The sequence below is a fragment of the Mesorhizobium sp. RCC_202 genome (assembly GCF_041355295.1).
GTDB lineage: Bacteria > Pseudomonadota > Alphaproteobacteria > Rhizobiales > Rhizobiaceae > Mesorhizobium.
Map to the genome: position 1 here is coordinate 89,626 of NZ_JBFUPO010000013.1, position 13,549 is coordinate 103,174.

The 13,549-nt window shown below is 64.0% G+C and carries 12 protein-coding genes; 4 read left to right on the forward strand and 8 right to left on the reverse strand.

Features of this window, described 5'->3' with window-relative positions; translation table 11 throughout:
* Positions 1-149: 149 nt before the first annotated feature.
* Positions 150-512: a response regulator gene (locus AB6802_RS25810; protein ID WP_371013022.1), complete on the forward strand. Its 363-nt coding sequence runs from the start codon at positions 150-152 to the stop codon at positions 510-512.
* Here AB6802_RS25810 and AB6802_RS25815 read toward each other — a convergent pair.
* On the reverse strand, positions 509-1,459 hold the full coding sequence (locus AB6802_RS25815; RefSeq protein ID WP_371013023.1) for a DMT family transporter: 951 nt from the start codon (positions 1,457-1,459) through the stop codon (positions 509-511). The genes AB6802_RS25810 and AB6802_RS25815 overlap by 4 nt on opposite strands.
* Before the next feature lie 392 nt (positions 1,460-1,851).
* Here AB6802_RS25815 and AB6802_RS25820 point away from each other — a divergent pair, with 392 nt between their 5' ends.
* Complete coding sequence (locus tag AB6802_RS25820) at positions 1,852-2,736, forward strand: LysR family transcriptional regulator (protein WP_371013024.1); 885 nt, start codon at positions 1,852-1,854, stop codon at positions 2,734-2,736.
* 24 nt (positions 2,737-2,760) lie between these two features.
* Here the strand turns inward: AB6802_RS25820 and AB6802_RS25825 are convergent, their stop codons facing one another.
* From AB6802_RS25825 to AB6802_RS25835, 3 genes are all read right to left on the reverse strand, one after another.
* Positions 2,761-3,135, reverse strand: coding sequence for a glyoxalase superfamily protein (locus AB6802_RS25825; protein WP_371013025.1), 375 nt, complete (start codon positions 3,133-3,135; stop codon positions 2,761-2,763).
* 34 nt (positions 3,136-3,169) lie between these two features.
* Positions 3,170-5,752 (reverse strand): TIGR02302 family protein, encoded by a 2,583-nt coding sequence (locus AB6802_RS25830; RefSeq protein ID WP_371013026.1) that lies wholly within the window; start codon positions 5,750-5,752, stop codon positions 3,170-3,172.
* 115 nt (positions 5,753-5,867) lie between these two features.
* Positions 5,868-6,809, reverse strand: a complete 942-nt coding sequence (locus AB6802_RS25835; RefSeq protein ID WP_371013027.1) for a threonine/serine dehydratase — start codon at positions 6,807-6,809, stop codon at positions 5,868-5,870.
* A 50-nt stretch (positions 6,810-6,859) separates the two neighbouring features.
* Here AB6802_RS25835 and AB6802_RS25840 point away from each other — a divergent pair, with 50 nt between their 5' ends.
* Entirely contained in the window at positions 6,860-7,162 is a 303-nt protein-coding gene (locus tag AB6802_RS25840; RefSeq protein ID WP_371013028.1) for an ArsR/SmtB family transcription factor, read from the forward strand.
* A gap of 21 nt (positions 7,163-7,183) precedes the next feature.
* Here the strand turns inward: AB6802_RS25840 and lysA are convergent, their stop codons facing one another.
* The 3 genes from lysA to argH form a co-directional block, all read right to left on the reverse strand.
* Complete coding sequence (lysA, locus tag AB6802_RS25845; protein ID WP_371013029.1) at positions 7,184-8,452, reverse strand: diaminopimelate decarboxylase; 1,269 nt, start codon at positions 8,450-8,452, stop codon at positions 7,184-7,186.
* A 25-nt stretch (positions 8,453-8,477) separates the two neighbouring features.
* Positions 8,478-8,684: a hypothetical protein gene (locus tag AB6802_RS25850; protein WP_371013030.1), complete on the reverse strand. Its 207-nt coding sequence runs from the start codon at positions 8,682-8,684 to the stop codon at positions 8,478-8,480.
* 130 nt (positions 8,685-8,814) lie between these two features.
* On the reverse strand, positions 8,815-10,215 hold the full coding sequence (gene argH / locus AB6802_RS25855) for an argininosuccinate lyase (RefSeq protein ID WP_371013031.1): 1,401 nt from the start codon (positions 10,213-10,215) through the stop codon (positions 8,815-8,817).
* Between the two features lie 34 nt (positions 10,216-10,249).
* Here argH and AB6802_RS25860 point away from each other — a divergent pair, with 34 nt between their 5' ends.
* Positions 10,250-10,930 (forward strand): TlpA family protein disulfide reductase, encoded by a 681-nt coding sequence (locus AB6802_RS25860; protein ID WP_371013032.1) that lies wholly within the window; start codon positions 10,250-10,252, stop codon positions 10,928-10,930.
* 7 nt (positions 10,931-10,937) lie between these two features.
* Here the strand turns inward: AB6802_RS25860 and AB6802_RS25865 are convergent, their stop codons facing one another.
* Positions 10,938-13,385 (reverse strand): EAL domain-containing protein, encoded by a 2,448-nt coding sequence (locus tag AB6802_RS25865; RefSeq protein ID WP_371013033.1) that lies wholly within the window; start codon positions 13,383-13,385, stop codon positions 10,938-10,940.
* Positions 13,386-13,549 lie beyond the last annotated feature (164 nt).

The following is a 13,549-nucleotide window of genomic DNA, read 5'->3' on the forward strand; positions in this document are numbered from 1 at the left end:
AGTGTGCAGCGGTTCTGGGACAACGACATCATCAAAACAAAGACTTAAAGCGCGTCGCTTGAATCCGCTTCAGCGCGACGCGCTTCAGACCTCGCAGAACGCGTAAAATTTTCAGAAAACGTCAACGTTTCCCAGCCATGTTCCGCGCCATGGCTAAGCTCCTGATTGTCGAGGACGATGAGTCCGTCCGCACCCTCGCCGCCCGCGCGCTCGAACGCGACGGCCACATGGTCACGATCGCCACCGATGGCGCGCAAGGGTTGGAGCTGATCCAACGCGCGGCAGGCGGTTACGATCTGGTGGTGTCCGATATCCGCATGCCGGAGATGGACGGCATCGAGATGGCGACCGCCGCTGCAAGGCAGTTCCCGATGATGAAAATCATGCTGATGACCGGCTATGCCGACCAGCGCGAACGCGCCGAGGAATTGAACGGCATTATCCGCGATGTCGTGCAGAAGCCGTTCACGCTTGCCGAGATTCGCGCCCGTGTCGGCCGCGTTTTAAACTAAGCAGCCTCGCCCGTTGCGGCGACCGTCGATACAGCGCTGCGCCTGCGTTCGTTGTTCAACGCCAGCAGGCCGGCGCCGATGATCAGCGCCGCGCCCAGCACCGTTGTTTCTCGCGGCACCTCGGCGAAGAACAAGAAGCCCCATAGCGGCGACCAGAGGATGCCGGTGTATTCGAAAGTGGCGACCCGGTTGGCCGGCGCCAGCCGGTAGCCCTGCGACAACAGGATCATGCCGGCGGAGGCGACGAAGCCGCAGGCGGCCATTTTGAGGAAGTCCGGCAGCGCAGGCCAAACCCACGGCCGGACCAGGAATTCGACGCTCGGATGCGCCGCATGGGTGATGCCGGCCAGGTGAAGGACGGCGGCGACAGCCACGGCGCCGCTGAGATAGGCGCCGTTCTGGTAGAAGGCCATCACGGTCGATGATTCGGTGTCACCGATACGGCGCGCCATAAGCTGCGAAAAGCCGTAGAGGAAAGCCGAGCCCAGCGACAGCAGCGCTGCCCAGTCGAATACGCCGGCGCCCGGGCGCAGCATCACGAAGACCCCGACCAGGCCGATGAGCACCGTCGCCAGTGTTTTCCATGAGACGCGCTCGCCGAGATAGGGTCCGGCCATCGCCATGATGACCAGCGGCGCCATGAAATAGAGCGCCACCGCGTCGGCCAGCGGTAGGGCGGCGATTGCCAGATAATAGACCGTGTAGGACGAGAACTGGATGAAGGCGCGCAGCGTCAGCATGCCGAATCGTTTCGACAGAACCGCTTGCAGGCCGACATCGGCCTGGACGAGAACGATCAGGATCGGCAGCGCGACGATGGCGCGGATCGCCATGACCTCGGTCACCGGGTAGCCGCCGGACACGGCCTTGACCAGTGGGTCCTGCAACGAAAAGACGAACACGCCGAGACAGAGGCTCAGGATGCCAAGCACTATCCGGTTCTGCATCAGTATCGGCCCCCCAAGAGCCGTCTTACATTATCGCACTTTGCGCAATTCCGGACGGAAAACCGCGATGCACTCTTCCTGGAATTGCTCCTGGCCCAGAATGACGTTTCGTTGAACCGTCATCCCGATCCAACTCTTTGGTTGGAGCATGATCTTGTCCGAAAACCGGTACCCACTTTTCGCTGACGCGGTCCTTCGGTTCGGGATCATGCTCGTAAAAAGAACCCGCTACCATTTTCAGGCAGCGGGTATCGAGTGAGGACTCTTCGATTGGTCCGCGGCCGATTTCGCGACCGCATATCCAATGGGTATGGCGACTATCCTGCAGCGTTTGACATGTTGCAAACGAATTGGAATGATGCCAGCAATCAGAAATTCTTATGGCGGCATCAATGAAACCCGTGCTCGACAGCGACCTCCTGCGCACCTTCGTGGCGGTGGCCGAAACCGGCAATTTCACGCGCGCCGCCGAAAAGGCGGGGCGCACTCAGTCCGCCGTCTCCATGCAGATGAGGAAGCTGGAGGATATGGTCGGCGACAGCCTGTTCGAGCGCGGTTCGCGCGGCGTGGCGCTGACGCGTCGTGGCGGCGAACTGATCGCCAATGCGCGCCGCATCGTCTCGCTGCTGGACGAGACCGCCGCCTCGCTGGTGGCGCCACCGCTCGGCGGACTGGTGCGCATCGGCATTCCGGCGGAGTATGGCCGGTCGATCCTGTCGCGGGCGCTCGGTGAGTTTGCCAAGCGCCATCCGCGCGTCGAAGTCACGGTGCGCTACGCGCATTCGGACTCGCAGGTGAGGGCGCTCGCGGCGGGCGAACTCGACCTTGCCGTGGTGTTCGAGTGGGAAGGTTTTTCGGGCGGCGAAGTGCTGATGCATGACCCCACCGTCTGGGTGACATCGACGCTGCATCACATGCATGAGGAGCGGCCGGTGCCGATCGCGCTTTACAGCCGCAACGGCTGGTGTCGCGACTTCGCCATCAAGTCGCTGCAGCAGCGCGGCCTCGACTATCGTGTGGCCTATACCAGCGACACCAATGGCGGCCTGACGCTCGCCGTCACCTCGGGCCTGGCGATCGCGCCGATCTCACGCAGCAACATTCCGTCGGACTGCCGCGAGCTGACCGCCGCCGACGGCTTCGGCAACATCGATTCGTCCAACGTCGTGCTGCACCGAAATCCGTTGGCGACCGGCGAGGCGATCGACGGCATGGAAAACGCGATCCGCGACGCGTTTACCCTGACCAGGCAGGCGCCGGCTGCGGTTGATCTTTGAAGTCCGGGAACTGCGTCTGCCGGCCTATCGCTCCGGCATGTCCTCGTGGAAAGTCAGCCGATTGCCGAACGGGTCGCCGACCGTGACTTCCCAGGTCCGCCAGGGTGTCTCTTCCAATCCCGGTCCGGCGTAGCGGTATTTCTTCGCCGTCAGTTCGCGATGCAGCGCCGCGATGTCGGCGACCTCGACGCGAATGTGGGCGCCCGGCGAGCCGTCGCCATGGTGCTCGCTCAGATGCAATTCGCAGCCGTCGCGCGCGATGCCCATGTAAAGCGGCGCATTGTCGTGGAAGCGGTGTTCGAAGCGGGGGGCGAAGCCGAGGAAGTCGAGATAGAATTCCCGCGCCTTGGCGATGTCGAACATGCGCAGGATCGGCGTGACGGTTCCAAGCTTCGGCATGGCGCGGTTGCGATCCAAAAGTGATAGGGGCCGACTATTTGAGTTCCAGCAGCCTTTCGAGGTAGCTGCGCTCGATATCCGGGCTCAAGGAGTTGCCGAGCCGTTTGCGGATCGCATCGAGAATCTGGCGGGCGCGTTGCACATCGATCTCGTCGGGAACCTTGACCGAGGTGCCGTCATCGGGGCCGTTGGTGGCGCGTGGCCGGCCGAGCGGATCGCGATCGGCATCCTGCTTGCGGCCGCCCTGTTCGCTGCCGCCCTGATCGCCCTGCATGGCCTGCATCTGCTTCATCATGTCCTTGGCGCCGCGGCGCAACGCCTCCAGCGCCCGGCCCTGATGGCCAACCGCCTGATCGCCATCGCCTTCGCCCAGCGACCGTTCGGCGTTGCCCATTGACTTGCCGGCGTCGCCGAACCCTTCGTTCGGCTCCATGCCCATGCCTTCGAGGCCTTTCTTCAGCTGGTCGAGCTCGCTCTGCAACTGGCCCTGGCCCTCCTGCATCTGCTTCAGCGCATCGGCGAGGTCCTTCGACGACATTTTCGGCCGTCCCAGCGGATCGCGATCCTGGCCGGGACCGGGCTTCTGCCCGTCCTGCGACTGGCCCTGGTCGCCGTCCTCGCCAAGCTGTTGCTCGCCATTCTCGCGTTCGCCACGCTGCATCTGGTCGAGACGGAAAGTGTCGTTCATCATTTCCTGCTGGCGGCGCATGATGTCGCCCAGCTTGTCCATCTGCTGGCGCATCTGGCTGTCCTGCTCGCCACCTTGCTGCTGACGGCCGGCCTGCAAATTGTTCATCATGTCCTGCAGTTCGGACAGAAGCTGCTGGGCCTTGTCGCGATCGCCGGATTTGGCGAGATTCTCGATCTGGTCCATCATGCGATCGATGTCGCTCTGGCGCAGCTCGCGGCCATTCTGCTGCATCTGCGGCGCATTCGGGTTCTGCTCGGCGCGCTGGGCGAATTCCTGCAGGAACTGGTTCATCGCCTCGCGCAGTTCCTTCATCGCCTTTTCGATCTCCTGGTCGCTGGCGCCGTTCTTGATGGCGTCCTGCAGCGCCTGCTGCGCCTGGCGCAGCCGGCGCTCGGCGGCCGACAGATTGCCCTCCTCGATGCCGAGCGCGATCTCCCAGAGATAGGACACGACGTTGCGCAGCTGATCGTCGGTCTCGGAAAGCTTCAACCGGCTCCTCGCGCTCATGATGGCGAGGTAGTTCGACATGTTGCTGAACGTGTCCTCGGGGCGCAGCGTGATGGCGTCGATCAGGTCGAGCGCGCGCGGCTTGGCGTTGGTATCAAGCGCAATCAGGCGGCGCTGCTCGAGCACGGCGCGCGCCAGCGGATTGGCGAAAGGCCGCTCCGGCATGACAAGCGTCTTGATGTCGCTGGTCGCGGTGTGCCCGGCATCGTCGGTGACGCTGAGCGTCAGCTTGATCTTGCTGCCGGCCCAGACATTTTCGGTCAGGTCCTTGGTCGTCTTGGCCGCGGTCGTCTTACCGCCACGGCGCGGCAGCGTCAGCGGCATTTCGGGCGGGCCATAGAGCGGATGCGCGTTGGCCGAGGGCGGATCGAGCAGCTCGAAAACGGCTTTTGCCGAGGCCGCACCATAATCGTCGTCGATCTGGTAGTTGAGCTCGATGGCGCCGTTGACGGCGCGCTTCGGCTCGCCGACGAAACGGATCGTCGGCGGCTTGTCGGCGATGACGGCGAAGGCCCAATGGCCGAGATCTTGCTCGCCGGATTTCAGCGTCAGCGTGCCGTTGGTGTTCAGCTTGCCGGTGAATTGCCGAAGCTTGGGCGCGGTCTGGCTCGCCGGGGCCGGACCTTTGGGCGCGGCCGGGTCGATGGCGCGGGCATTGCCGTCAATTTCGGCGTAACTCAGCGTCTCCTCGCCGGTCCCGCCGGTGACGCGCAGCGAGACGTCGCTGCCTTGCGGAACGCTGAAGGTTTGAGCGGCCTGGTTGGCGTCCGCCGTCAAAAACAACGGCGGCTTGCCGGTGTAGGTGGGCGGCGTAACCCAGGCATCGATGCGCGGCGGCACGGCGTCGCGCACCGCGCGGGCGATGAAGCCATCGCTGATCCTGCCGCCAAAGGGTCCGTAGGAGAAGGCAAAGGCCGTGACGAGCAAAAGCCCGGCCAAGGCGCGCAAGCCCCAGCGATCATAGTCCGGCACGCGGGTTCGCGGCTTGCCAGGGCCCAGGCTTGAAAGCTTCTCGGCCATGCGCTTCTGGTGTTCGCGCCACAGTGCTTGCGAGAAGATGCTGTCGGCGCCGCTCGGCCGGTCGGTTTGCACCTGCACCGGGCTGTGCAGCAATTCATTGGCGGCTTCGATGCGCCGGTCGACCTCGGCGGCCGACGGCATGCGGAAGAAGCGCAACGGATAGAGCGCGCCGAGCGCCGACAGGGCGAACAGGACCAGGAGGCCGACGCGCGCCGCCTCGGGCAGGCGCGGGAAGAGGCCGAACCAGGACAGGCTGAAGAACAGGCTGGCGACGATCAGCAACGGCAGGAGCAAAGGCCAGCTGCGCTCGAAGATCATCGAGGCCCGTGTTGCCAGCCGGCTGAGCGCCAGGCGCCCGGCCAGGCCGCGTTCACCGCCGGAAGTGGGTCGTTGCGTCATCGGCCCTTCCTGCCCGGGCAGGAATAGCCCGGACGTCACGACGGAAAGAATACCAGCAAACACGGCAAAGGCGAGGCGCGTTCCGAAATCGTGAAGGGCCGAGGCCCGGTTATGATCAGAAATTCGCGGGATTTGTGTTGGAACCGCAGACGAGAACCGCCACGCGCTCGCCCTCGGCAGGCAGATAATGGCCGGATAGCACGGCGGCGAAGGCCGCGGCGCCACCCGGCTCGGCGATGATTCGCACGCGATCCCACAACGCTTTCTGGGCCGCGACGATGTCGTCGTCGCTGACCAGGATCGAGCGCTCGACAAAGGCCTCGGCGATCGGAAACATCATCTCGCCGACGCGCTTCGGCGCCAGCGAATCGGCCGCGATGCCTTCAGCCGGCGCATCGACAGGTTCGCCGGCCGCGAAGGCGCGATGAAGCGTCGGTGCGCCTTCCGGCTCGATGGCAATGATGCGGATGCGGCCGGAGAACCAGGCTGCGATGCCGCCGATCAGGCCGCCGCCGCCGACCGCGACCAGCAGCGTATCGATATCCGGCAGGTCCACCTCGATCTCGAGGCCGAGCGTGCCTTGGCCGAGAAGCGTCTCCTCCTGGTTGAAGGCATGGATCTGCAAGGCGCCGGCTTTGGCGGCAAACTCTTCGCTGGCGGCGAGAGCCTCGGCATAGCGCGCACCGCCGACCACCAGCTCGGCGCCATAGCCGCGGATGCGCTCGATCTTCGCCGGCGGGCTGACCTCGGGCACGAAGATCGATGCCTTGTGACCAAGCTTCATGGCGGCGTAGGCCACCGCGGCGCCGTGATTGCCACCGGAGGCCGCCACCACGCCTGCTTCCGGCACCTGCCGCTCGAGCAGATTGGTGAAGGCGCCGCGCGCCTTGAACGAGCCCGAATGCTGCAGGCATTCGAGCTTCAGATCGACCGGGAAGGATGGCTGTCCGAAATCGGCCATGTCGACACGCATCACCGGCGTGTGACGGACATAGGGCCGGATGCGCGGCTCGACAGCCGCGATGCGTTCGCGCGTGATCGACCTGTTGTTCAGCATGGACTGCTCCTCGGCATTGACTTCAATTAGTAACTTAGCAAAATGGCTAAATGCAAGAGGTCGATATTTTCAAGGCGATCGCCAACGAACGCAGGCTGCAGATCCTCGACTGGCTCAAGGATCCGCGCGCGCATTTCCCACCGCAGTCGGATGGCGACCTGGTCGAGGATGGCGTCTGCGCGCTGCTGATCGCCGAAAAGCTCGGCATCACCCAGGCCACGCTCAGCGAACATATGCGCGTGCTGACCCAGGCGGGCCTGCTGTCCACCAAACGCACCAAGCAATGGATTTTCTACCGTCGCAATGAGGGCAGGATCGCAGAGGCCAAGGCGCTGATCCAGCAGAGGATATAGCGCCTCGTCCCGAGTAGAAGGCTATTTCAGCCAGTCGGGGATCGAATCGAGCCCCAGCAATTCTTCATAAGTCTGACGCGGCCGCACGACATGGAACCGGTCGCCGTCGACCAGAACCTCCGGCACCAGCAGTCTGGTGTTGTAGGTCCCGGCCTGCACCGCGCCATAGGCGCCGGCGGTGGCGACGGCGATCAGGTCGCCGGCCTTCAGCCGCGGCAGGTCGCGGTCGAGGCCGATGAAGTCGCCGGTCTCGCAAACCGGGCCGACGACATCGACCTTCATGCGCGGCGTTGCAGCCGGCGGCTGCACCACCGGCCTGATATCGTGGAACGCGTCGTAGAGCGTCGGCCGGATCAGGTCGTTCATGGCGGCGTCGACGACGAGGAAGCTCTTGGCGTCGCCTTCCTTCACGTAGATGACTTCCGAAACCAGGATGCCCGCATTGCCGACGATAAGGCGTCCTGGCTCGAACATCACCTTCAGACCGAGCTTCGTGACATGCTTCTTGACGATCTCGGCATAGGCGTCGGGCAGGGGCGGCGGGCTGTTGTCGACACGGTAAGGGATGCCGAGGCCGCCGCCGAGATCGACATGCTCGATCGCGTGCCCGTCGGCGCGCAACGTGCCGACCAGTTCGACCAGCAGCGCGAAGGCATCGTCGAAGGGCTGCAATTCGGTGATCTGGCTGCCGATATGGGTGTCGATGCCGGTTATCGTGATGCCCGGCAGTTGCGCCGCGCGGGCATAGACCTGGCGAGCGCGCTGCCACGGGATGCCGAACTTGTTCTCGGCCTTGCCGGTCGAGATCTTCTTATGGGTTTTGGCATCGACATCCGGATTGATGCGCAGCGAAATCGGCGCGACCTTGCCGAGTGCTGTCGCACGCGCGGACAGCAGTTCGAGCTCGGGCTCGGATTCGACGTTGAAGCAGAGGATGCCGGCGTTGAGCGCAAAGTCCATTTCCCGCGCGGTCTTGCCGACGCCGGAAAACAGGATCTTGTTGGCTGCAATGCCGGCGGCCAGAGCCCGGCGCAATTCACCTTCCGAGACCACGTCGGCGCCGGCGCCTTGCTTTGCAAGCGTTCTCAGAACAGCCTGGTTGGAATTCGCCTTCATGGCGTAGCAGACCAGCGCGTCGAGGCCGCTAAAGGCTTCTTTGAAGACGCGAAAGTGCCTGGTCAGCGTCGCCGTCGAATAGCAGTAGAAGGGCGTGCCGACTTCGGCTGCGATATCAGGGATGGCGACGTCCTCGGCATGAAGCACGCCGTCGCGGTAATCGAAATGGTTCACGGGAGTTGGTTCCGGAGATCAAAAGTCAAAGAAGAGGGTCGAGGATGAACTTCCTGTCCTTGACCGGTTTCTCGGGCTCCGGCGGCAGCGGCTGTTTGGCTTTTTCCGCATCCTTGCGCGCCTGCTCGGCGGCTTCATAAGGCGTATCGAGACCGCTCTTGCGGCCGCAAGCCGTGACTGCCGCCATCGCCGCGAGCAGCGTGAGCGTCACCAAAATCCTGCTTCCGGTCATCGATCCATCCGTTCGAAACTGTTTGCTTGTGCTGCCGCTTTTAACCGAGTTTTCGCCGCATTGCACCCCTGGCAATTGCTTGATGCATGTCGTTGTCCCAGAACCGCTGCACACTTCTGGGCGACATGCATCAGGCCTTGGACAAGCGCTTTTTCCAGTAGCGGATCTGCTTCCTCACTTCCGAGGGCGCGGTGCCGCCGAAACTGGTGCGGCTCTTCACCGAATTCTGCACCGCAAGCACCGAGAAGATGTCGCCTGTGATGCCGGCATGGATCGACTGCAGGTCTTCCAGCGAGAGCTTTTCCAGCCCGACCTTCTTCTCCTCGGCGAGCGCCACGGCGCGGCCGGTGACGTGATGGGCTTCGCGGAAGGGCAGGCCGAGATTGCGCACCAGCCAGTCGGCAAGGTCGGTCGCCGTGGCGTGGCCGGCGCCGGCGGCTTTCTTCATGGCGGCGGCGTTGACCGTCATGTCGCGCACCATGCCGGCGGTCGCCGCCAGCATCAGGTCGAGCGTCTCGGCGGCGTCGAAGACGGCTTCCTTGTCTTCCTGCATGTCCTTGCCATAGCTCAGCGGCATGCCTTTCATCACCGTCAGCAGGCCGACGAGATGGCCGTTGACGCGGCCCGTCTTGCCGCGCACCAGCTCGGCCGCGTCCGGGTTCTTCTTCTGCGGCATGATCGAGGAGCCGGTCGAAAACGAGTCCGACAGGCGGATGAAGCCGAATTGCGGCGTCGACCAGATGACGATCTCCTCGGCGAGCCTCGACAGATGCGTGGCGCAGATCGCACCAAGGCTCAGGAACTCGAGCGCGAAGTCGCGGTCCGAAACGCTGTCGAGGGAATTGCGCGTCGGCTCGCGGAAACCAAGCGCCTTCGCCGTCATATGGCGGTCGATGCCGAAACTGGTGCCGGCAAGTGCTGCCGCGCCGAGAGGGTTTTCGTCCATGCGCTCCATGGCATCGCGCGCGCGCGACAGGTCGCGACCGAACATCTCGACATAGGCCATCAGATGATGGCCGAAGGTCACCGGCTGCGCCGCCTGCAGATGCGTGAAGCCCGGCATGACGGTCGCGGCATGCTCTTCGGCGCGTTCGAGGAAGGCGGCGATCAGGTCCTTCAGCGCCTCGGCGACACGCTGGCACTCTTCCTTGACCCAGAGCCTGAGATCGACAGCCACCTGGTCGTTGCGCGAGCGGGCGGTGTGCAGGCGACCCGCCGCCGGGCCGATCAGATCGGCCAGGCGCGCCTCGACATTCATGTGGATGTCTTCCAGCCTGGTCGAGAATTCGAATGTGCCGGCCTCGATCTCTTTCAAAACCGTGTTCAGGCCGTGAGCGATTTTTTCTTGATCGGCCGCCGAAATAATGCCCGTTTGCGCCAGCATCTCGCTATGGGCGATCGAGCCGCGTATGTCCTGTGCGTAGAGTTTGCGGTCGAACGAGATCGATGCGTTGATCGCTTCCATGATCGCGGCCGGACCCGAGGCAAAACGTCCGCCCCACATCTGGTTGCTGGCCTTCTTGTCGCTCATTTATATAACCCGCGTTCCGGAGCAGTTTTAAGATATGGCAGACGGCAATAGATTCTTCCCGGCCCCGCGCCTCATCCTCGCCGCCTTGGTGGCGGGCGTGTTGGCCGGCGCGGTCGCGGTATATGTCAGCGAGAGCCGGTCTGGCAACAATGCCGCGCCCCAGGTGGCCGCCGACAGCAGCCAAGACGATGTCGCCTGCGTGGCGAAAGCCGGGCGGGCAAAGGCAGTTGCCGCAAAAGCCGTCGGCCAGGTCGCGGGGCTGCAGCCCGCCGATCCGCCTCAGTCGCTGAAAAACCTCGCCTTCAACGGTCCCGACGGCAAGCCGATGACGATTGCCGACCATGCCGGCAAGACAATTCTGCTCAATCTGTGGGCGACCTGGTGCGCGCCCTGCCGCGCCGAAATGCCGGCGCTCGACGCGCTGCAGAAGGAAAAGGGCAGCAAGGACTTCGAAGTCATCGCGGTCAATGTCGACACCGGTGACGATACCAAGCCGAAGAAATTCCTCAGCGAGATCGGCGTTCAGACGCTCGGCTTCTACAGGGACCCGACGATCGCGCTGTTCAACGAGGCCAAGACGCGCGGGCTGGCGCTGGGCTTGCCCGTCACCATGCTGATCGACGCAGAAGGCTGCCTGGTCGCGCATATGAACGGTCCGGCCGGATGGTCGAGCGCCGATGCCAAGCGGCTGGTGGACGCAGCACTTGAGCCGTGATGTTTGTTTAGGCTGAGCGCGCGGCCGCGGCGGGCTGCAGCATCAGAATGCTGCCGCCGCCATTGGTCCTGGCGCCGTCATTGGGGGCCGCACCGCCGGTCAGCTCGCCGAAGGCCTCGATGGGGCCGGGCCTGCCCAGATAATATCCCTGGCCTATCTGGCAATCCTCGGCGTCGAGGAAGCGCAATTCGCCCAACGTCTCGACACCCTCGGCCAGCACCGGCAAGCCGAGACCGCGGCCGAGCCCCAGCACGGCGCGAACGATGGTCGCGACCTGGTCGTTCCTGTCGACCGACTTGATGAAGGAGCCGTCGATCTTGATCTTGTCGAAGGGGAAAGCGCGCAGGTTGGACAGCGACGAATAGCCGGTGCCGAAGTCGTCCATCGCCACGCGCACGCCAAGCGCCTTGATCTGGCGCAAGGTCGCCAGCGCCCTCGGCATGTCCTTGACCAGCGCCGTCTCGGTGATCTCGAGCTCGAGCCTGCCGGCGGCGAGGCCCGAGCGCAGCAGCACCTCATGCACCTTGCGGCTGAAATCGGGGCTGTGAAGCTGCACCGCCGAGACATTGACGGCGACCGTCAGCGGGTTCGTCCAGCTCGCGGCTTCCGCACAGGCTGTCGCCAGCACCCACTCGCCGATCTGGGCAATGGCGCCGCTGTCCTCGGCAACGGGGATGAACGTCGACGGCGCGACATCTCCGCGTTCGGGATGATGCCAGCGGATCAAGGCTTCGAAGCCGAGCATTCTGCCGGTCGAGATTTCCTTTTGCGGCTGGTAGACGAGGCTGAACTCGCCGCGCCCCACGGCCTGGCGCAGATCTTGCTCCAGGCTGCGCCGGTCGCGGGCCTCGGCGCCCATCGAGGCCTCGAAATAACGGTAGGTGTCCTTGCCTTCGGCCTTAGCGCGATAGAGCGCGGTATCAGCATGGCTGATCAACGCAGCCTGCTCGTCGGCATCGAGCGGATAAAGCGCGATGCCGATACTGGCCGATACCATGCCGCCGGGCGACAACCGGTTTTCCTGGCGGAGCGCCGAAAGCATTGCTTCGGCGATGCGGCCGGCCGCCTGCGGGTCCGGGAGGTCGGGCGCGATGATAGCGAATTCGTCGCCGCCGAGACGGGCCAGCATCTGGCCGTGGCGCAGAACGCTCGAGGCGCAGTGCGCGACCTTCTGCAGCACGGCGTCGCCGGCGGCATGGCCGAAGAGGTCGTTCACTTCCTTGAACCGGTCGAGATCGAGAAGCATGAGCGCCAGTTGCCCACCCTTGCCGCCCCCTTTGCCGTTTCGGGCGGATGCCGCGATCTCGGCTTCCAGCCGGCCGGTGAAGCTGCGGCGATTGGCAAGGCCGGTCAGCGGGTCGTAATGCGCAAGCCGCATGATTTCCTGCTCGGCCTTCCTGCGCTCGCGTATGTCGCGTACGGCAACGACCAGATGCGGCTTGCCGCAATAGTCGATGCTCCTGGCGATCAGTTCCACCGGGATCGGGCTCTCGCTTCGGCTCTGGATGTCGGCTTCCTGCGCCTGGCCGTTGCCATTGGTGATGCCGGTGGCAATCCGCTCGCCGAACAGGTCACCAAGCGTCATCGTGTTCAGCAGGCCGGCGGGGATGCCGCTTAGCGCGGCGATGCTGTCATTGGCGCTGACGATGCGGTTGCCGTCGCAGACGATGAGGCCTTCGACAGCGGCATTGGCCAGGCCATGCATGCGCTCGGCCTCGGCCCTATGACGGCGAAAACGCAGGTCGATCCACAGCGCGCTGGCCGAAAGCACCAATATGATGAGGCTCACCGCTGCCGCGGCGAAGGCCTGCGACATCGGCTCGATCGTGTATTTCGATATTTCTATCGAGGAATCCGGATAGATCGAGACCGCGGCCATGGCGATGAAATGCAATGTGCAGATGGCAAGCGTGAGCAGGATGGCGCCGGCGATCGTGTTGAAGGTCGAGGGGCGGCGAAGCACAACAAGCAGCGATAGCGCCGCAAGCGTCATGCCCGAGGCCAGCGAGACAGCGACCAGCAACGGGTTCCAGACAATCCTGCCCTCGACCTCGAAAGCCGCCATGCCGGTGTAATGCATCGCCGCGATGCCGGCGCCGAGCACCGCACCGCCGACAAGGTAGTGGTCGAGGCCGCCGCGCACGGTCGCGATCCACATGCCGGCCGCCGTCAGAAGGACGGAAAGCGCCAGTGAAGCCACCGAGAGCTCGGCGTTGTAGGCGTTGGGTATTCCCGGCGTGAAGGCGATCATGGCGATGAAATGCGTCGCCCAGATACCGAACCCGGTCGAGGTCGCCGCGATCGGCAGCCACGTGTAACGATTTCGACTGGTCGATCGCTCGACATGGCGAAGAAGATTGACGGCGGAGAAGGAAGAGATACCGCAAATGAGCGCGGCTAGTGCGACCAGTCTCAGATCGTGCTGGTTCACGATGCAATTATAGACGGTCAGCATCTTTCTTCACCTGATCTTCCCGCATCAATCAAGGCAATGAGATTGATTAGGGCCTGACGGCTGAAGAATCGCTTATGCTGCGCGCAACCCCCGCGTGCGATTGCGGTTGTATTTCCGGCAAATCACCGCCCCGCCGGAGGCGTTCTGCGATGACCCAGGCGGCC